Source organism: Desulfosporosinus meridiei DSM 13257 (genome assembly GCF_000231385.2).
Classification (GTDB): domain Bacteria; phylum Bacillota; class Desulfitobacteriia; order Desulfitobacteriales; family Desulfitobacteriaceae; genus Desulfosporosinus; species Desulfosporosinus meridiei.
The window spans coordinates 3,883,195-3,903,553 of sequence record NC_018515.1 but is presented as its reverse complement, the minus strand read 5'-3'; the positions used below and the strand labels follow the sequence as shown (position 1 = coordinate 3,903,553).

The 20,359-nt window shown below is 44.3% G+C and carries 20 protein-coding genes; all 20 read left to right on the top strand.

Translation table 11 applies throughout. From position 1 onward, the window contains the following. Positions 1-11 precede the first annotated feature (11 nt). Positions 12-1,013 carry a beta-ketoacyl-ACP synthase III gene (locus DESMER_RS18000; protein ID WP_014904493.1) on the top strand — a complete coding sequence of 334 codons (1,002 nt, stop codon included), beginning with the start codon at positions 12-14 and terminating at the stop codon, positions 1,011-1,013. Next, positions 1,010-1,966 (top strand): enoyl-[acyl-carrier-protein] reductase FabK, encoded by a 957-nt coding sequence (fabK, locus tag DESMER_RS17995; protein WP_014904492.1) that lies wholly within the window; start codon positions 1,010-1,012, stop codon positions 1,964-1,966. Before DESMER_RS18000 ends, fabK begins: the two co-directional genes overlap by 4 nt. A gap of 3 nt (positions 1,967-1,969) precedes the next feature. Then, a complete protein-coding gene (fabD, locus tag DESMER_RS17990) occupies positions 1,970-2,908 on the top strand; it encodes an ACP S-malonyltransferase (RefSeq protein WP_014904491.1) in 939 nt (312 codons plus the stop codon). 1 nt (position 2,909) lies between these two features. Beyond that, positions 2,910-3,653 carry a 3-oxoacyl-[acyl-carrier-protein] reductase gene (gene fabG / locus DESMER_RS17985; protein ID WP_014904490.1) on the top strand — a complete coding sequence of 248 codons (744 nt, stop codon included), beginning with the start codon at positions 2,910-2,912 and terminating at the stop codon, positions 3,651-3,653. 40 nt (positions 3,654-3,693) lie between these two features. After that, positions 3,694-3,921, top strand: coding sequence for an acyl carrier protein (gene acpP, locus DESMER_RS17980; protein ID WP_014904489.1), 228 nt, complete (start codon positions 3,694-3,696; stop codon positions 3,919-3,921). Positions 3,922-4,220: 299 nt separating this feature from the next. Then, positions 4,221-5,174, top strand: coding sequence for an NAD(P)H-dependent flavin oxidoreductase (locus DESMER_RS17975; RefSeq protein ID WP_014904488.1), 954 nt, complete (start codon positions 4,221-4,223; stop codon positions 5,172-5,174). Further along, positions 5,171-6,427, top strand: a complete 1,257-nt coding sequence (gene fabF, locus DESMER_RS17970) for a beta-ketoacyl-ACP synthase II (protein WP_174278184.1) — start codon at positions 5,171-5,173, stop codon at positions 6,425-6,427. Before DESMER_RS17975 ends, fabF begins: the two co-directional genes overlap by 4 nt. Positions 6,428-6,429: 2 nt before the next feature. Continuing rightward, positions 6,430-7,215: a ribonuclease III gene (gene rnc / locus DESMER_RS17965; protein ID WP_014904486.1), complete on the top strand. Its 786-nt coding sequence runs from the start codon at positions 6,430-6,432 to the stop codon at positions 7,213-7,215. Continuing rightward, positions 7,208-10,804 carry a chromosome segregation protein SMC gene (gene smc, locus DESMER_RS17960; protein ID WP_014904485.1) on the top strand — a complete coding sequence of 1,199 codons (3,597 nt, stop codon included), beginning with the start codon at positions 7,208-7,210 and terminating at the stop codon, positions 10,802-10,804. Before rnc ends, smc begins: the two co-directional genes overlap by 8 nt. Before the next feature lie 607 nt (positions 10,805-11,411). Then, the gene (gene ftsY, locus DESMER_RS17955) at positions 11,412-12,347 is read left to right on the top strand and encodes a signal recognition particle-docking protein FtsY (protein ID WP_014904484.1); all 936 of its coding nucleotides are present in this window, start codon (positions 11,412-11,414) and stop codon (positions 12,345-12,347) included. Further along, on the top strand, positions 12,347-13,129 hold the full coding sequence (gene mtnP, locus DESMER_RS17950) for an S-methyl-5'-thioadenosine phosphorylase (RefSeq protein ID WP_042333958.1): 783 nt from the start codon (positions 12,347-12,349) through the stop codon (positions 13,127-13,129). Before ftsY ends, mtnP begins: the two co-directional genes overlap by 1 nt. 15 nt (positions 13,130-13,144) lie before the next feature. After that, positions 13,145-14,182, top strand: coding sequence for an S-methyl-5-thioribose-1-phosphate isomerase (gene mtnA, locus DESMER_RS17945; protein ID WP_014904482.1), 1,038 nt, complete (start codon positions 13,145-13,147; stop codon positions 14,180-14,182). A gap of 68 nt (positions 14,183-14,250) precedes the next feature. Beyond that, on the top strand, positions 14,251-15,555 hold the full coding sequence (locus tag DESMER_RS17940) for an amidohydrolase (protein ID WP_014904481.1): 1,305 nt from the start codon (positions 14,251-14,253) through the stop codon (positions 15,553-15,555). A 72-nt stretch (positions 15,556-15,627) separates the two neighbouring features. Beyond that, positions 15,628-15,996: a putative DNA-binding protein gene (locus DESMER_RS17935; RefSeq protein ID WP_014904480.1), complete on the top strand. Its 369-nt coding sequence runs from the start codon at positions 15,628-15,630 to the stop codon at positions 15,994-15,996. An 89-nt stretch (positions 15,997-16,085) separates the two neighbouring features. Beyond that, positions 16,086-17,444 (top strand): signal recognition particle protein, encoded by a 1,359-nt coding sequence (gene ffh / locus DESMER_RS17930; RefSeq protein ID WP_014904479.1) that lies wholly within the window; start codon positions 16,086-16,088, stop codon positions 17,442-17,444. Positions 17,445-17,652: 208 nt separating this feature from the next. Next, positions 17,653-17,919: a 30S ribosomal protein S16 gene (rpsP, locus tag DESMER_RS17925; RefSeq protein ID WP_014904478.1), complete on the top strand. Its 267-nt coding sequence runs from the start codon at positions 17,653-17,655 to the stop codon at positions 17,917-17,919. Positions 17,920-17,944: 25 nt separating this feature from the next. Then, positions 17,945-18,175: a KH domain-containing protein gene (locus tag DESMER_RS17920; protein ID WP_014904477.1), complete on the top strand. Its 231-nt coding sequence runs from the start codon at positions 17,945-17,947 to the stop codon at positions 18,173-18,175. Between the two features lie 67 nt (positions 18,176-18,242). After that, positions 18,243-18,740, top strand: a complete 498-nt coding sequence (rimM, locus tag DESMER_RS17915; protein ID WP_042333955.1) for a ribosome maturation factor RimM — start codon at positions 18,243-18,245, stop codon at positions 18,738-18,740. 67 nt (positions 18,741-18,807) lie between these two features. Continuing rightward, positions 18,808-19,620 carry a tRNA (guanosine(37)-N1)-methyltransferase TrmD gene (trmD, locus tag DESMER_RS17910; RefSeq protein WP_014904475.1) on the top strand — a complete coding sequence of 271 codons (813 nt, stop codon included), beginning with the start codon at positions 18,808-18,810 and terminating at the stop codon, positions 19,618-19,620. Positions 19,621-19,670: 50 nt separating this feature from the next. Further along, a complete protein-coding gene (locus DESMER_RS17905; RefSeq protein ID WP_014904474.1) occupies positions 19,671-20,228 on the top strand; it encodes an RNA methyltransferase in 558 nt (185 codons plus the stop codon). Positions 20,229-20,359 lie beyond the last annotated feature (131 nt).

Here is a 20,359-nt window from a genome sequence, read left to right as displayed (position 1 = left end):
AGAGGACTGCGATGCGTAGCGTTGGAATTGTTGGGATAGGGTCATATGTTCCTGAAAATATTGTAACAAACAAAGACTTTGAACAGTTTTTAGACACCAATGACGAATGGATTATTTCGCGTACAGGGATTAGACAACGGCATATTGCTCCGAAGGACATGCCTGTTTCGGAATTGTGTTACCAAGCAGGGTTAAAGGCCTTAGAGGATGCTCAGATTGCGCCTGAAGAGGTTGACTTAGTTATCGTAGCAACGATAACTCCGGATTATGCATTTCCGGCCACCGCCTGTCTGGTAGCAGATCGACTGGGAGCGAAAAATGCTGCAGGCTTTGATTTGGAAGCCGGATGTAGTGGGTTTATCTATGGAGTTGTTACCGGCAGCCAGTTTGTCGCTACAGGAATGTATAAAACAGTGCTGGTCATTGGCGGGGAAACCTTAAGCAAAGTGCTCAATTGGCAAGATCGATCGACTTGTATCCTTTTTGGCGATGGTGCCGGTGCGGCGGTTTTGCAGCCTGTAAAAGACGGATTTGGGTTTTTGAGCTTTGAATTAGGTTCAGATGGCTCTGGCGGTTCGCTACTCAGTCAACCGGCGGGTGGGTCAAAATATCCTGCTAGCCTGGAAACTGTAGAGAAGAACTTACACACTCTTCAAATGGAGGGCAAAGAAGTTTACAAATTTGCTGTCCGAATTATGGGGGATGTGTCAGTAAAGGTTTTGGAAAATGCCGGATTAGCTAAGGAAGATGTGGATCTTCTTATCCCCCATCAAGCCAATATTCGAATTGTTGATGCTGCAGTTAAGCGTTTAGGTATTTCTCCCGATAAAATGGTTATAAATTTAGATAAGTATGGAAATATGTCAGCGGCTTCTATTCCGGTTGCCTTAGATGAGACATTCAAAGCGGGGCGTATTCATGAGGGGGATATTATCGTGATGGTTGGTTTTGGGACGGGACTTACATGGGGCGCATGTGTTTTGAAATGGACGAAAGTAGGCTTGAAAGTATGATAAAAACAAGATTATGTGAACTCATCGGAATCGAATACCCCATTTTTCAAGGTGGAATGGCCTGGGTTTCGACAGGCGAACTGGTTGCGGCTGTTTCTGAAGGCGGAGGATTAGGAATTATTGGCTCTGGTCAGGCTCCGGCAGATTGGTTGCGTCAAGAAATTCATAAGGTTAAATCGATTACAAAAAAACCCTACGGTGTCAATGTCATGCTTATGTCTCCCTTCGTGGATGAGGTTATGCAGGTTATTTTGGAAGAACGTGTGCCTGTCATTACCACGGGGGCAGGGAATCCGGGAAAATATGTACCCATGCTTAAAGAAGTCGGAACAAAGGTGATTCCTGTAGTGGCTTCAGTTGCTCTAGCCAAGCGCTTGGAAAAGGCTGGGGTAGATGCGCTGATTGCAGAAGGCATGGAGTCAGGTGGACATATCGGAGAGATAGGAACAATGCCACTAGTTCCTCAAGTAGTAGATGCTGTTTCGATCCCGGTTATAGCAGCTGGAGGAATCGTGGATGGGAGAGGTTTGGTTGCGGCTTTAGCACTAGGGGCTGAAGGGGTACAAATGGGAACACGCTTTATGTGTGCCGAAGAATGTACGATTTCTCAGCTTGTCAAAGACAGAATTCTTAAAGCTAAAGATCGGTCTACTGTGATTACCGGACGTTCAACCGGTCACCCGGTTCGCTGTTTAGATAACAGGTTTACTCGTGAAATGGATCAATATGAGCGAGAAGGTATGCTGGCTTCAGAACTTGAGAAGCTAGGGGTTGGAAAACTACGACTGGCCATGGTAGAAGGGGATACAGAAAATGGTTCAATCATGGCAGGACAAGTTGCAGGGGCAGTAAGATGTATTGAACCGGCAGCCCAGATTATTCAAGATATTATGCGAACCGCTGAACAAGAGTATGAACGTCTTACTGCGCGGTTTGGAGATAGGAGGTCCTAAATTTTGGGTAAACTTGCCTTTGTTTTTCCGGGACAAGGATCCCAATATGTTGGAATGGGTAAAGAGCTTTTTAGCACTTCTACTGGCGGGATTATTCTTGGGAAAGCACGTGAAATCCTAGGAGATAAGTTTATCTCTTTGATCGAAGAGGGGCCGGAAGATGAACTTCAGCTAACTGTAAATACCCAGCCTGCCATATTGTTGGTTAGTGTTATGGCTTGGCAGCTGCTCCACGATGAGGGAATCAAACCTGACTACGTAGCAGGGCATAGCCTAGGTGAGTATTCAGCCCATGTGGCTGCCGGCAGTCTTAGTTTTGATGAAGCTTTGCGCGTGGTAAGATCCCGCGGAGAGCTTATGCAAGGGGCTGTTCCAAAGGGTGAGGGAGGGATGGCGGCAATTCTTGGGCTCTCAACCGATCAAGTAGAGCAAGCTTGTAGCTTGGCTTCTGGCCATGGAGTAGTAGCCCCAGCCAACTATAATTGTCCGGGTCAAGTTGTTATTTCAGGGGAAAAACAAGCTGTTACTCATGCTATTGAGATTGCTAAAGATCTAGGAGCTAAACGAGCCTTACCTCTCAATGTGAGTGGGCCATTTCATTCTCGTCTCATGGAGGGAATGGGAAATGAACTACGCCTAGTTTTAGAGGGAATAACCTGGCAAACTCCACGTTGCCCTGTAATTGCGAATGTTGACGGACAAGTGGTTAATTCCCCAGATCAAATAGTTAATACTTTGGTCAAACAAGTTAGCGGAGCTGTACTATGGGAACAATCCGTTCGTCATCTTCTTGAACTGGGAGTTGATACCTTTATCGAGTGTGGGCCGGGGAAGGTTCTAACAGGTTTGATTAAAAAAATTGCCCCAACTGTTCAACTCCTGCGGGTGGAAGATAATGCGTCCTTAGAAAAGTCACTTGCATATTTGAAGGAGAGTCGTTAAAATGATGCTGAAAGATAGCGTGGGTATTGTTACAGGAAGCGGGCGAGGAATTGGGCGAGCCATAGCTGTGAATTTGGCAGCTGCAGGGGTTAAAGTGGTTGTCAATTATGCCGGGCGTGCTGACAAAGCCGAGGAAACCGTCGAGTTAATTAGGGCTGCCGGCGGGGAAGCGGTGGCGGTACAAGCTGATGTCAGCCAACAGGCTGATGTAGACCGCTTACTAAAAACAGCTATAGAAAATTATGGTAAAATCGATATTCTTGTCAATAATGCTGGGATTACCCGGGATACACTTCTCCTGCGAATGAAAGAGGCAGATTGGGATGCAGTCTTGGAAACGAATTTAAAAGGAGTCTTTCTCTGTACTAAGGCTGTGAGCAAGGGAATGCTTAAACAACGTTCAGGAGTTATTGTAAATATATCTTCGATAGTGGGTCTTTCCGGAAATCCAGGACAAGCTAATTATGCGGCAGCTAAAGCAGGAATCATTGGCTTTACTAAGTCTGTCGCTAAAGAATTTGCCTCGCGTGGAATTCGCGTTAATGTGGTTGCACCGGGGTATATTTCAACTGATATGACGGGGACATTACCAGAAGGGACTCAGGCAGACATTTTGAAAGGAATACCACTTGGCCGTATAGGGAGTCCTGAAGATGTTGCTAACGTAGTTCGGTTCCTTGTGTCCCCAGAAGCCTCCTACATTACTGGACAGACCTTGAGTGTTGATGGAGGAATGGAAATGTAATGGTTTTTGTAGTTTTTTTGAGAGGAGGTGAAGAAGCAGCATGGGAGTTTTCGAAAAAGTGAAAGCCATCGTCGTAGATCAACTGGGGGTAGATGAAGCAACTATTACCCCGGAAACCTCCTTTGAAGAGCTAAATGCAGATTCTTTGGACATCGTTGAATTGATTATGGCTTTAGAAGAGGCATTCGACATGGATATTCCGGATGAGGAAGCCGAAAAAATCCGTACAGTTGGAGATGCAGTTAACTACATCACGGAAAACAAATAAACACAAAAAGGTCCCGTATTCAATGCGGGACTTTCTTTTAAGATATTTCTCTCTCCTTTACCAAGAATTTAAGCCAATGAAGACGTTTTGAATAATAGGCTTATCCAATTATTTTTATAAATCCTATATTGTTAAAACTTCTTTAGGAGTAATACTTGGTCTAGATATTCAAACTTTAATATTCGTACTTCGAACCGCGAATATCGAATATCGAGTCGGGGGTTTAAATATATAATTAAAATTTTGTTGCTCAAAAGAAATCGTTTACTTAGGGTAGAACTTGAACAGGGGGAAAGATTGTGAAAATACCCGATCTTCGTATTGGAAATTTAGTGGCTAAGATTCCTGTTATCCAAGGAGGAATGGCCGTGAAAATATCAATGGCTCCTCTCGCTGCAGCGGTAGCTGAAGAGGGAGGGATAGGGATAATTGCAGGCAGTGGTCTGTCTGTAGAGGAGCTTAAGGCGGAAATACGTGAAGCAAGGAAACGCACGAAGGGAATAATCGGAGTAAACATTATGTTTGCAGTTCGTGAATTTGCCCAATTAGTCCAGGCTTCCTTTGAAGAAAAAATAGATTTATTGGTTTCGGGAGCAGGTTTTTCCCGGGATATGTTTACTTGGGGTAAAGAAAAAGGCATTCCGGTTGTGCCTATTGTGTCCTCAGCAAAACTTGCTAAGTTATCTCAAAAGCTAGGGGCTGCAGCTGTTGTTGTAGAAGGTGTAGAGGCTGGTGGACATCTGGGAACAGACCGTTCCATCCATGACATTCTTCCGGAAGTCATTGAGGCGGTGGATATTCCTGTTATTGGCGCAGGGGGCGTTATCGATGGGCAAGGTGTAGCGGAAATGTTAAAGAAGGGGGCGGCCGGGGTACAAATGGGAACCCGTTTTGCACTCAGTGAAGAGAGCAGTGCGGCGCTGGCTTGGAAATCAGAAATGCTAAAGGCAACTCAAAAGGATATTGTATTTATTCACAGCCCTGTAGGGCTGCCTGGGCGGGGAATTAAAAATCCCTTTACTTTGGCCCTTGACAGTGATGTGGATGTTGCTCCAACAGACTGCAAAGGTTGTCTCAAGAGTTGTGAAGGGAACTTTTGTATTATGGATCGCTTAATTATGGCACAACAGGGAGATGTTCAGCAGGGCCTTATCTTTTCGGGCGCTAGAGTCCACAAAATTAATGAGGTTTTGTCTGTACACGAGATTTTCGAAGATATAAAAAAAGGAATACTCACTTTTAAGGAGGTATAAGTGTGCAGCGTGCAGTTATTACGGGAATGGGTGTAATCTCTCCTTTAGGAAATGAATTGGATAAATTTTGGAACAATTTGATGGACGGGAAATCCGGAATTGGCCTATTGACACGTTTTGATACATCGGATTTACCAACGAAGGTCGCCGCGGAGGTCAAAGACTTCGAGCCGACTGATTGGGTTAGTAAAAAGGAAAGTCGTCATATGGATCGCTTTGCCCAATTTGCCATAGCGGCTGCAAAGATGGCTATTCAAGATGCTAAACTGGATTTGGACAAGGAAGACAAAGAACGCATAGGAACAGTTATGGGCTGCGGAATAGGTGGGGTAACATCCTTTGAAGATCAAAAAGAGGTGTTGATGAGCAAAGGAAGTAGTCGGGTCAGCCCGTTTTTTGTCCCAATGCTTATTGGCAATATGGCTGCAGGGCATATATCGATTGAGTTTGGCTTGCAAGGCTCTAGTTTGACGATTGTTACGGCTTGTGCATCTGCTACAAATGCAATTGGCGAAGCTTTGAGGTTAATCCAACGTGGGGAAGCTGATGTTGTGCTTTGTGGAGGGACGGAGGCACCGATTACTAAATTGGCTTTTGCCGGTTTTTGCTCAATGAAGGCAATGTCGACTGAAACGGAGTTTTTCGATCAAGCTTGCCGTCCTTTCGATAAACGTCGGAGCGGTTTTGTCATGGGTGAAGGGGCAGGTGTATTAGTACTTGAATCCTTAGAGCATGCTAAAGCACGGGGAGCTCATATCTATGCTGAATTAGCGGGATATTCCAGTACTTCGGATGCGTATCATATTACAACCCCGGTTCCCGGCGGCGGCGGAGCTATTCGTTCTATGGGTTCAGCGTTAAAAGATGCAGGAATAAGTACAGAAGAAGTCGATTATATTAATGCTCATGGAACGGGTACCGGGCCAAATGATGTAACGGAAACTGTTGCCATTAAAAGTCTTTTTGGAGAGCATGCCAGAAAACTAGCTATTAGCTCGACAAAATCTATGACTGGGCACTTAATGGGGGCTGCAGGTGCTATTGAAGCGGTCATATGTGCATTGGCCATTGAACGAGGAGCAATTCCGCCTACAACGAACTACGGTGAACCTGATCTCGAATGTGACTTGGATTATGTTCCTAATTGTTCCCGTCAGCATGATGTAAATGTAGCGATGTCCAATTCATTAGGTTTTGGTGGACATAATGCCACCATCGTTCTCCAGAAATTGCCTAAAGACAAGGAGATCTAAGCATGGTTGAAAAGAAATCAAGCATAGGAGATAATTCAAAGAAAGCAGGAGGGAGGTCAGGGCGAAAAAAATTCGCCTTGACATCTCTTAAGCTTGAACCTGGAGTTAAGTTAGCTAAACGCTTAGAATTAGGTATTCCTCCTAATCGGTTGTTTACCACTGCTTTAACTTATCCTTCCTATGTATTTGAAAATCCGCAGTTTGGCAGAGAAAACAATCAGCGCCTTGAGTTTTTAGGAGACGCTATCTTAGATTTTATCATAGCAGAGTACTTATACTTAAGTTATCCGGATCGTCCAGAAGGAGAGCTTACGAAAATGAGGGCTGCTGTGGTTAATGAAACCACCTTAGCACGCAAGGCACATGAGATTGAGTTAGGGCAAGAGTTGTTATTAGGTAAGGGAGAACTGGTTTCAGGTGGGCGAGAACGGCCATCAATTTTAGCAGATGCTTGGGAAGCGGTGATTGGAGCAATTTATCTTCAATACGGTTTTCAGGAAGCTAGGAGAGTAATTCTAGAGTTACTTAAACCGGCTATTGAAGAAGTGGCCAAAGGAAATTATGGAGACTACAAAACCGTGTTGCAGGAAAAAGCTCAACGGGACGAAAAAGAGGTCAGCTATCAGATTCTTTTGGAAGAAGGGCCGGATCATAATAAGTGCTTTACAGCGGGTGTTTTTGTGGAAGGGGATTTAATGGGGAAAGGTACAGGCCGGACGAAAAAGGAAGCGGAACAACATGCCGCGAAGCAAGTCTTAGACCTTTGGGGGAGTGAGAACGATGACTAAACCTGAGAATTTCCCTGTTTTCTTAAAGGGGATTCATATTCAGGGATTTAAGTCGTTCGCTGATGCTGTTAAATTAGAGCTCGGTCAGGGATTAAGCGTTATCGTCGGTCCAAACGGGAGCGGAAAAAGTAATGTTGCAGATGCAGTTCGTTGGGTTTTAGGGGAACAAAGTGCCAAAAGCCTGCGCGGATCAAAAATGGAAGATGTTATTTTTTCAGGAAGTACGCAGCGCCGACCAGTTGGAATGGCAGAGGTATCCCTGATTTTTGATAATACGACTGGAATATTTCCGTTGGACTTTCGAGAGGTAACAATTACCCGCAGAGTCTATCGTGATGGAGAAGGGCAATATCTTATTAATAAGGCTATTTGTCGTCTTAAAGATATCCAAGAACTCTTTATGGATACGGGAGCCGGAAAAGAAGGGTTTTCGATCATTGGGCAGGGGCGGGTTGAGGAAATCTTAACCCTCAAATCAGAAGAACGTCGATCATTAATCGAAGAGGCGGCGGGGATTACTAAGTATCGTTCGCGAAAACGTGAGGCTTTAAAGCGTCTGGATGCAACGACCTTGAACCTCGAACGTATTAATGATATCGTACAAGAAATTGAGGGACAACTGACTCCTCTGGCTGCCCAAGCCCAAGTGGCCGAACAGAGCCTTGCCTTGATGCAAGAGCAAAAACGTCTTGAAATTCTTGGGGTTGTTCAAGACATCTCTGAGGTCAAACAGAAACTATTAAAAGCTAGTCAAGATTTTGGCAATCTTCAGGCCAGTGCTTTGGAAGCCCAAGCAACAGTAGGTCTGAAAGAAGCTCAAAGTTTACAACTCAAGGATGAACTGCAAGGCTTAGACACTCTACTTCAGCAAAAGCAAGAGCGAGTTTTTCAGTCAGAACAAGCCTTGAATTCTCTAAAATATGACCAGAACCTCCGCAAAGAGCGGTTTAATTATTTTGACGAGCAAACAGATAGGTTGACTCAAGAGATCCGTGGGGATGAAGAAAGGGTTAAGCTTTTACAGGAACGGATTAAAACACTAGTTGCGAAACAAGCCGTGTTAAATCATACTGTTGAAGAAACTCAGCGCAAAGTAGTAGATCAGGAACAGAAGTTATCAGGTATTAGAGAAAATACCTTAGCCAAGGATATCGAAGGATTAAAAGCAGACCTCTTCCAAGCTTTAACTGAGCAAGCGAATTGTTCAAATGAATTGACAGGGACTCGCCATACACTTGCTTCACTGGAGCAGGATATTTATCGCATAGAACAAGAGCAAGAGTTAAAGAACCAAGAAAATGAAGCTCTGCTTGCAACAAGCGCTGACCAGGAAAGAGAACTCAATCAACTTATAATCCAAGCTCGAGCTACTGGAAAAGAAGAGGCAGAGCATAGGGCGGAATTAAATAGGCTTAAAGCTTTAGGTATTGAAAGAGCAAAAGATCTACAGAAACAGAGAACTCTTAGTGATCAAGCTAAGGCCAGACTGCATGCCTTGCAATCCTTAGAGGATTCCCTTGAAGGCTATCAGAGAGGGGTCCGTGAGGTGATGCTAGCCAAGAAAAAGGGATTAAAGGATTGCCAGGGTCTATGCGGGACGGTTGCTGACCTGATCACTGTTGAGGAGAAATATGAACTTGCTGTAGAAACTGCTCTCGGAGCAGGGATGCAAAATGTTATCGCTGAGAATGAACAGTCTGCAAAAAGAGCTATTGCCTATTTAAAAGCCCATCAATTGGGACGAGTGACCTTTCTTCCTCTTGATGTCATTCAAGGAAATCGGATGTCTGTGAGTAAGGTTGTTGCCCAGGACGAGGGGTATATCGGTCTCGCAGTAGATTTAATTACGTATAACAATTCATACCTGCCAGCCATGGAGTTCCTGCTTGGACGGATTGTTGTCGTAACAGATATGGAGGCAGCAACTAGGATTGCACGAGCCTCTGGCTATAAACTTCGGATAGTGACCGTTGAGGGAGATCAGGTATATCCTGGTGGTTCTCTGAGTGGGGGAAGTATTCAGCGTAAAGGTGGAAATTTGCTCGGCCGCTCTAGGGAAATTGAGACTCTGCGCATATCTCTGGGGAAAATGGAGAAAGACTTAACTCAGAAAGAGCGTGAATGTCTTGCTAATGATCAGCGCCTGAGGGAACAACAGGAGATTCTGGAGTCCTTGGGCCTGAAACTTAGGAATGAACAAGAACTGCAGGTGAAGCTTAGGGCCCAGCACGAAAACGTGTTAAGTCAATTACGTCGATTAGCCGGGGATTTATTGGGATTAAGGCAGCGACACAAGGAAGCTCTAACCCAGAAGGATGAACTAACCATACGCTTAAACAGTTTAACCGAAAGCATGGAGACTGCGGAAAGAACTTCGGCTGATTTGCGCGAGGCATATAACCGCAGAGAATCTGAAGCTAAGATCGTAGCAGAAGAGATTGAAACCTATGCCGAGAAGCTTACCCAAGAAAAGGTCCAGCTGGCTAAATGGGAGCAAGAGCTGACCCAATGTATGGATCAGCTTTCCCAAGAACGTAAAGGGGTTCGTGAAAGTGAGCTGAACCTGGCAGAGAAAAAACAGAGAAAAGCCGATATCGAGCAAACTCGTCGGAGTGTTGAGCAGGAGTTAGAATCCCTCAGCCAACAACTGGTTGACCATACTAAAGCCCAGGAGACTCAGCAGTATGAGCTAATGCAATCCAGACAGGCCAGAGAAGGGTTGTCGAGCAGAGTCCTAGAATTGGATCAGGAGCTTCATAGTATTCGGCAAGAGGCCCGCACTCTTGAACAGCGTCTTCACGCCCATGAAATCCGAGTCGTTCGTTGGGAAACTGAATGCGAATCTGCTCTAAATCGCTTATCCGAGGAATTTTCTCTGACTTGGGAAGAGGGAATGCTGTATCAAACAGATGAAGATAGGACGGTTTTATGGAAAAGGGTTCAGGAAATAAAACGACAAATTGAGGAATTAGGCCCGATAAATCAGGCTGCTATTGAAGAATACCCTAAAATCCTTAAACGGAGAGAATTTATGTTGGCTCAGCAAGAAGACTTAATAGAAGCCAATCAAACATTACGGCAATTAATTTCTGAGCTTGATAAAACTATGAGTGAACGCTTTACTGAAAGCTTTAAGGCTGTGAATGAGGCCTTCCAAGAGGTGTTTAAGGAACTCTTCGACGGCGGTCATGCCGAACTTCAATTAGTAGATCCGGAACTTATCCTGGAAACAGGTGTTGAGATTATCGCTCAGCCTCCGGGTAAAAAGCCGCAGCTTCTGTCCCTGTTATCGGGGGGAGAGAGGGCCTTAACTGCAATCGCAATTCTATTTGCTCTTCTAAGAGTAAAACCCAGTCCTTTTTGTATTCTAGATGAGATTGAAGCTTCACTGGACGATGCTAATGTTCAGAGATTTGCCCAATATATTCACCGGCTATCACATTCAACTCAGTTTATTGTTGTATCACACCGTAAAGGAACTATGGAATCGGCGGATGTCTTATACGGGATAACCATGGAGGAATCTGGGGTTTCGAAGTTACTTTCTGTTAAGCTTGATGGACGAGGAGAGAGGCCGGAGAGCGCATAGCCGGACTTGTGTGACACAGCGCTCGGTGCTTACGACGCAGAGCAAACTAACCGTTCAAGCTCTTGGCTTTGGGGAGCGGGGTTCATCCTTCGACGATAGCGATTGTTTCGGAGAAACCGCCTACGGCGATAATCTCCACCGGAGACTATCGTCCCAGATGAGCCATCCTTGGCTCGCTGGGGGCAGTGTACATCCTTGTACACTGCCCCGTGTCTGGGGTCGATTGAACGGAAGGTTGCTTAGCTGCTTACGTAAAGACGTCGCGCTCGTGTGACACTGCGTCCTGGGTCTAGGAACGGGGGGACGTTTGCTGGGGAGAAGGCACATTTCATGTGCGCCTTCCCTTGGGGTCTGGGTGGCATGTATGAGTCAGAAGATAGTTTTCACGGAAATCCGGTGTACCTTTCAATTACGTCTAAATGCATGTTCATTTACATATTAGGGTGGCAATTTGAATAGTGGGTAAACTTATTGTAACATTGTGCTTGTATTACTCTGGTTATAATGAGAATATAAATACGAGGAATGCTAAACGCTGGACGACCTAATGAATGCCCTACAATCACGTTCGAATTATCGAATCACCAACCACAGGGAGGATTAAACCATGGCAGGTTTTTTTGCAAAGCTTAAAGAAGGTCTTACTAAAACAAGACAGAATTTCGTGGAAAAGGTTGAAGAGGTTTTCACTGGGCGTAAGAAAATTGATGAAGAGTTATATGAAGAACTGGAAGAGGTGTTAATTCGCTCAGATGTGGGTGTTAACACTTCTTTCGAATTGGTCGAACGGTTACGTAAGGAAGTTAAACAGCGTAAAATTTCAGATCCTAATGAGCTGACTGCTGTGCTTCAAGAATTAATCTCGGAATTATTGGGAGAGAAATCAAGCATTACTTTCGCTAAGCAAGGGCCAAGTATTATTCTTGTTGTTGGGGTCAATGGGGTTGGCAAAACTACCACAATCGGTAAGCTTGCTAATTGGTTAAAACAGGATGGCAAGCGTGTTTTGTTGGCCGCTGGGGATACTTTTCGGGCAGCTGCCATTGATCAATTGGAGGTTTGGGGCGAGAGAGCCGGAGTAGAGATTATCAAGCAACGTGAAGGTGCTGATCCTGCGGCAGTTGCTTATGACGCTGTACAAGCAGCTAAGTCCCGCAGTGTTGATGTTGTAATTGTAGATACTGCTGGACGTCTTCATAATAAAGTGAACTTGATGGAAGAATTGCGGAAGGTCAAAAGGGTTATGGAACGAGAAATTCCTGGGGCTCCGCATGAGGTGTTATTAGTATTGGATGCCACGACAGGACAAAACGCTTTGCAGCAAGCAAAGCTATTTCAGGAAGTAGCGGGAGTTACGGGAATAGTCCTGACTAAGCTAGATGGGACTGCGAAAGGGGGAGTAGTGTTAGGAATTCAAGGGGAAACTCGTATTCCTGTGAAATGGATTGGAATTGGGGAAGGAATGGAAGATTTGCGTCCCTTTGATCCTGAGGATTTTGCTGCTGCACTTTTTGGAAAAAATGATGAGGGGGAGAGATTCTGATAGATTTTGCTCTTATTGGGGGAACAGGGCTTGACCACTTTGCCTTGAAGGAACAACGTGTTATCTCTGTCAAAACTCCCTACGGAACGGTAGAAGCTACTATCGGAAAAGATACTAATCGTGAGTTAGTTTTTATGAGTCGCCATGGGCAAAATCATGCAACACCTCCTCACCTTGTGAATTATAGAGGTAATATTTGGGCCCTGCGAGAGCTTGGAGTACGTAAAATAATAGCAACTGCTGCAGTAGGTTCCCTGTCTTCTAATTATCGTTTGGGCGATTTGGTTTTGCTGGATCAGTTTCTTGATTTCACAAAGAGTCGCCCCCAGACCTTCTACGAAGGAGGAACAGACGGTGTTCTCCATGTGGATATGACCGACCCCTATTGCGCCGCTGTTCGGCAAATAATTATTAATGCTTCAGAACATCTGGGACTTGTGGTTAAGAACGGAGCATGTTATGTTTGTACAGAAGGCCCCCGTTTTGAGACTCCAGCCGAGATTCGGATGTTTCAATATCTTGGAGCTGACCTTGTCGGAATGACAAGTGTTCCTGAAGTTGTTTTAGCTCGGGAACTTGGGATGTGTTACGCCTCCATTGGAATGGTTACCAATGAAGCAGCAGGGATTGCTGATCATCCCTTAAGCCATTCTGAGGTTATGGAGAGTATTAAGAAATTAGAGATAGATGTTGCACAGCTCATTCAAGCAACCTTTGAGTTATTGACACCTAGTCAGAAATGTCTATGTGCCTCGGCAAATGCCGAAGTCGGTAAATTTTAGAGAGGTGGTGGGACGTTGAAATCGATTGAATGGCTAGGGAATGCTTTGCGCATATTAGATCAAAGCAAGCTTCCAGTAGAAATCCTTTATCGGGATGCAGTGTCTTATGAGAGTGTAGCTGAAGCTATTGAAAATATGGAAGTACGTGGTGCGCCGGCAATTGGGGCTGCTGTTGCGTATGGTTTTGTATTAGGAGCGTTAGAGTACCAAGGAGATAGAGATGGTTTGCCTAGCTTTATGGAAAAGGTACAGTCCAGATTGGCAGAAACTCGTCCGACGGCGGTTAACCTATTTTGGGCACTAAGGCGAATGGAAGATAGATTGCGTGAATGTTGGGATATGGATGACTTAGACGATGTGCGCCGAGTTCTTACAGAAGAAGCTAACCGAATAGCTGAAGATGATCGTCGAATGAATCGACTGATAGGGGAAGTCGGTAATGAGATAGTACCTGATAAAGCAAATATCCTCACTCATTGTAATGCTGGAGCTTTGGCTACCGTAGAGTATGGAACTGCTCTGGGGGTCATCCGAAGTGCGCATCTGGCGGGTAAAATGATTCATGTTTATGCAGACGAAACACGACCTCTCTTGCAAGGAGCGCGTTTAACTGCCTTAGAACTCTTAGAAGAAAAAATTCCTGTAACACTTATTACGGATAATATGGCAGGCTATTTGATGCAACAGGGGAAGATTGACCTTGTGATTGTAGGTGCTGACCGAATTGCTGCTAACGGGGACACAGCAAACAAGATTGGTACTTATTCTGTAGCTGTTTTGGCAAATGCTCATGGAATACCTTTTTATGTGGCAGCACCAACATCTACGATAGATTTGAAAGTAGCCAATGGTCAGGAAATTCCCATTGAAGAACGGCCGGCAAATGAAGTTAGAGAGTGTTTTGGGGTATCGGTAGCACCTGAAGAAGTGAAAGTCTTTAATCCAGCCTTCGATGTTACTCCTGCGAAATACATTACAGGAATAATTACCGAAAAGGGAATGGTAACAGCGCCTTATTCAGTTAATCTCCTTAAATTAATGGTTCGATCTTAAATTAATGGGAGTAATCCCTTAGTCTACGCCGTTAATCTTTAAATATGGCTGTAAGGGGACGGAAGATAATGTCTAAAATTCTAATTCGTGCTATGATCTTACCCATGACCGGAGCGGACACCTTCTTTCCTCAAGGAGAGATTTGTATAGAAGATGATCTAATAGTTTCAGTAGGTGAGAAAGGCTCATCTCCAGAGGGGTTTGTACCTGATCGGATTTTGGAGCTGCCAAATGACGTGGTTATGCCCGGCTTAATTAACACACATACTCATGCCGCCATGACGCTACTCAGGGGCTATGCAGATGACCTGCCGCTAATGCCTTGGTTAAATGAGAAGGTGTGGCCTTTCGAGGATAAGTTGACGGATGAGGACATTTACTGGGGTACTTTATTGGCGCTTTGTGAAATGATCCGCTCCGGAACTACGACGATGCTGGATATGTATGCCTCAATGGATAAAGTTGCAGAGGCAGTCCTTCAGGCGGGAACTCGTGCTGTTCTTTCGCGAGGACTAATCGGTAATGGGCCCAACGGGGAGAATGCCTTACAAGAAAATATCGAACTGGTTCGCCAATATCACGGAACTGGTAATGGCAGACTGAGCATCATGTTTGGGCCTCATGCCCCATATACTTGCTCGGCAGAGTATCTGAAGAAGGTTAAAGCGGAAGCCGACCGATTAAATGTAGGGATTCATATTCATGTAGCAGAGACTCAAGATGAAGTTAACATACTGAAAGAACAATATGGGAAAACCCCCGTCCAATGGCTGGATGAACTTGGGTTATTTGGTGGGCACGTCGTGGCCGCCCATTGTGTGCATTTAACTCAACAAGATATTGAAATACTTCATCGCCAAAACGTCTGCGTAGCTCATAATGCGGAAAGTAATATGAAGTTGAGCAGTGGAACAGCACCTATTACTGAACTGCGATCCCAGGGAGTTGTCGTAGGTCTTGGGACGGACGGTGCATCAAGTAATAACAATCTTGATCTATTTGGAGAAATGCGCTCAGCATCCTTCCAGCAAAAACTTAAGGTTAATCCAACGGCACTTCCCGCTTATGAGGTTCTGGAAATGGCAACAGTTGGTGGTGCGCAAACTTTAGGATTTGAAAATGTTGGAGTATTAGCTCCGGGATTTAAGGCGGATTTGATCACAATCGATATGGATCAAGCGCATTTTTATCCGCGTTTTTCGATTCCCGCCCACTTAGTTTATTCGGCCCATGCCGGTGATGTCCGAACGGTGATGGTAGATGGAAAGTTACTGATGGAAGAGCGTAAACTATTAACCTTGGATTTAAGTAAAATTTGTCAAGAAGCAGAGATGAGAGCAAAGCGAATAGAGCTGGAATTGAATGTTAAGTAATAACACTTGACAAAGAAAAGAATTTAGTCTAATATTCCGTTGTAAAGTAAAAACGCTTTACAGGGGGTTGCCATGGAGAAACTCGCCAAAAGGGCTCTCTTAGTTGATTTTTATGGCCCGTTGCTAACAGATAAGCAAAGAAATGTCTGGGACCTTCACTATCAGCAAGACCTTTCGTTGACTGAGATTGCTGAAGTTGAAAATATAAGCCGTCAGGCTATACATGATTTGCTCAAACGTACTGAAAGGATCCTCACAGAATACGAGGATAAACTAGGGCTCGTCCAGAGGTTTTGGACTGAACGGGAGAAGCTCCTTGAAGTTCAGAGTGTTTTGGAAGAGCTAAAAGAACAGGATTTTTCCTGTCAGGAAGCCTATGAGCGACACCTTAAAATCCGGATGATGATTGAAGATGTTTTTGTCAAGATCTCAGCGATCTAATAGCAGAAGCTAAAAGACAAAGCCTTATAATTAAACACAGGCTATGTAGAGATATTTGTAAGTGGATCAAATCGAAAGCGAGGACAGGCATGTTTCAAGGACTAAGCGAAAAACTCCAAGAAACATTTAAGAGGCTTAAAGGAAAGGGCAAGTTAAAGGAAGCAGATGTCAACGAGGCTATGCGTGAAGTTCGCGTTGCCTTATTGGAGGCGGATGTTAACTTTAAAGTTGTTAAGGACTTTGTTGCCAAAGTAAAGGAACGATCAATTGGTCAAGAAGTCCTAGAATCTCTTTCACCGGCACAACATGTTATTAAAGTTGTTCATGAAGAAATGATCGACCTTATGGGAGGGGCATCCGGTAAAATCTTGATTGCCTCAAAGCCTCCTACAGTGATTATGTTGGTTGGTCTTCAAGGAGCGGGAAAAACCACTCACGCTGCTAAGTTGGCCAACATGCTTAAGAAACAAGGGAAACATCCTCTGCTTGTTGCATGTGATATCTACCGTCCAGCCGCGATCAAACAGTTGCAGGTTCTAGGAGCTCAACTGAATGTGCCGGTTTTTTCTATGGGAGAGGAAAATCCGAGAGATATTGCTAAAGCAAGTATTACCCATGCCAATCAGAATGGACAAGATGTGGTCATAATTGATACAGCCGGACGTTTGCACATTAACGAGGAATTGATGGGCGAGCTGCGGGATATTAAAGGGTCTGTCAAACCTCACGAAATCTTGCTGGTTGTAGATGCTATGACAGGACAAGATGCGGTTAATGTCGCGGAGTCCTTCCACGGAGACTTAGGGCTTGATGGTGTAATTCTCACAAAGTTAGATGGAGATACTCGTGGGGGCGCAGCTCTTTCGATCAAAGCAGTGACTGGGTGTACCATTAAATTTATTGGCCTCGGGGAAAAGATGGATGCCCTTGAAGCTTTCCATCCTGATCGTATGGCTTCTAGAATTCTGGGAATGGGCGATGTTCTTACTTTAATTGAGAAGGCTCAGGAATCTTTTGATGAGAAAAAGGCCAAAGAAATGGAACAAAAGCTGCGCAAACAGGAATTTACCCTTGACGATTTTCTTGATCAGATGCAGCAGATGAAAAAAATGGGCCCTCTTTCCTCAATCTTAGAAATGATTCCCGGAGTAGGGAAACAGTTAAAAGATGTTAATATAGATGAAAAAGACACTGCACATATTGAAGCTATTATCCGGTCGATGACGACAGAAGAACGTCGGAAGCCAGCCATTATAAAAGATTCACGTAAAAAAAGAATCGCTAAAGGAAGCGGAACTTCAGTTCAAGACGTAGGACGTCTCTTAAAGCAGTTTGAACAAATGCAAAAGATGATGAAGCAATTCTCAGGTGGCGGCATGGGTATGCTTGGGGGCGGAAAAAAGGGCAAGAAGGGTAAGAAACCGAAATTTCCGTTTCCGACGGTATAAGGGGGGGCCTTCGGACCTCAAATTCGATGGACACACGCTATAATCTAGCGTTGTTTATATAATAAACTTACTTTAATCGAGTTAAATACTCTGTCTTAAAGTCTAGTTAACTAATCTAGGGGTAAATGGGCGATGTGAGATATAGAATGACAAACATTCGAACCTCGAACTTCGAACTTCGAACCTCGAACTGGAGGAGGTGAAAAACATGGCTACAAAAATTCGTCTGTGCCGCATGGGTGCTAAAAAGAATCCTTTCTACCGTATGGTAATTGCTGATGCTAAAGCTCCCCGTGATGGTCGTTTCATTGAACAAATTGGATATTACGATCCAACAAAAAGCCCTGTAGTTCTGAACATTGATGAGGAAAAGGCTATGAAATGGTTATCAACTGGAGCTCAGCCTTCAAATACTGCAAAGTCTTTGCTGAGTCAAGCTGGTATCTTAACCAAATTCCACGAGTCCAAGAACTAAGTGTAGAGTTTGGGGGGTGGTTCCTGTGAAGGAACTTGTAGAAATCCTCGCGAAAGCGTTGGTGGATCAGACAGATCAAGTTCTCGTCGTTCAAACGGAGACTGAAAAGAGTGTGCATTTACAGCTCACAGTCGCACCTGATGACATGGGGAAAGTGATTGGGAAACAAGGGAAGATCGCGAACGCTATTCGTACGCTGGTTAAAGCGGCTGCCGTTAAAGATGGGCGCCGAGTTCATATGGACATTGATCAATAACGTTGAGAAGGGCTTGTGCCCTTCTCAACGTTTTAAACCTATCTATCACCTGAAAGGGGCTGGGATTATGGATGAAGTACTGATTGGGGAAGTGTTGCGTCCGCATGGAATTAGCGGGGAGTTGAGGGTCTATCCGTTGACTAATAACGCTAAACGATTTCTTAAACTGCAGGAAGTTATTTTGCGGAGCGGTACGACCAATCAACGCTTTAAAGTTATCGAAGCCCGTTTACAAATGGAGTTTGTATTGCTGGCGGTTGAGGGAATAGCTACTGCGGATCAAGCGGAAAAATACCGAGGATGGGAAGTTCGTATTGATCGCTCAGAAGTACTTCCTCTTAAAGAGGGATGGTATTATTTTGAGCTTGAGGGAATGCAGGTTTATGAAGAAGATATATTGCTGGGAACGCTCAGCCAAGTTTTGGAAACTGGTGCAAACGATGTTTATGTTGTTAAAGGGGTTAAAGGAGAACTATGCATTCCAGCTCTTAAAAGTGTTGTAAAGAATGTTGACGTCTCTGGACGGCGCATGGATGTTATTCTTCCACCAGGGCTTCGAGATTAAGGAGTTCGAATCGCAAGAATTGCAAACGACATATTGAGCCATGACTTTGCTGGAGGATATCCTACATATGATTAAAATAACAATTTTAACCCTATTTCCCGAAATGTTTGTTCCTTTAAATGAAAGTATTCTAAAACGCGCTCAAGAAGCTGGTTTAGTAGAGATTAACTTGGTTAACTTTCGTGATTATGCAGTTAGTAAGCATAAAAATGTTGATGATGTTCCCTATGGAGGGGGAGCGGGAATGCTCTTAAAGCCTGAACCGATTTTTGCAGCTATAAGAGATTTGCCTCAGGTTAGTCATGATCGGAAGTTAATTCTTATGTCTCCTCAGGGACATGTGTTTCATCAAAAGAAAGCTGAAGAGTGGTCTGCACATCAAGAGCTTGTATTTATGTGTGGGCATTACGAAGGATTTGATGAACGCATTCGAGAGTTAGCGGATGAGGAAGTGTCCTTAGGGGACTATGTTTTAACAGGAGGAGAGCTAGCTGCCATGGTAATGATTGATGCCGTAGTGAGGCTCATTCCTGGTGTTCTAGGAGAAGAGGTATCTGCTGAGGAAGATTCGCACAGTATAGGGTTGTTGGAATACCCTCAGTATACTCGTCCGGCGGACTTTGAAGGACGTAAGGTGCCGGAGATTTTGTTGTCCGGCCATCATGCCCAGATAATGCGCTGGAGGAGAAAAGAGTCACTCAGGCGAACGTTTTTAAGACGCCCAGATCTAATCAAGAACCTGGAGTTTAGCCTGGAAGATTATTCATTATTAGAGGAACTTACCCTGGAACACGAGGAATTTGCCAGATGGCGTACGAAATGGCAGCACCTTTCCCCTCCACCAAAGCGACAGAGGCGATCTTCAAATAGGAACAAATAGACGAGAGTTTTTCTCTGTTTCAGTAGTTCGTTAGGAGTGATTTTTTATATATGTCAGATGTCTACTTGGCTTTAGTCCATTATCCTGTCTACAATAAAAACATGGAGACAGTTGCTACATCAATTACTAATTTAGATTTACATGATATAGCCAGATGCTCAACGACTTATGGTATAAAACGATATTATGTAGTTCATCCTGCAGAAGCTCAGCGTGCTTTAGCCAAACGTATTATGGGTTTCTGGCAAGAAGGATATGGAGCAGAGTACAATCCCGATCGTCAGGAAGCATTCTCTCGAGTGAAGATTGCAGTTGATCTGGCTCAAGTCTATGAAGAGATCGAAGCAGAACATGGAGTTGGGCCCATAAAGGTTGCAACGGATGCTAGAAAATATGCCAATACTATTGCTTATTCTGAGCTTCGAGAGGACATAGAGAATAACGAGACTCCCATTCTGCTATTATTTGGAACGGGTTGGGGACTGCTTAAAGAGGATGTTGAAAAGATGGATCGTATCTTGGAGCCGATTTATGGACCGACAGATTACAATCACTTATCCGTACGTTCTGCAGTTTCAATTATCTTAGATCGGTTACGCGGTCATTGAAAACAACACTATCGAATCGAAATTTATTGCATATCATAATTTGTTGTGATAAAATAAATAGGTCTGATAATAGATGGTCCGCTGGCTGAAAATCAGTGTATGAACATCTAGGCAAGGAAGGGGGGGTTTTT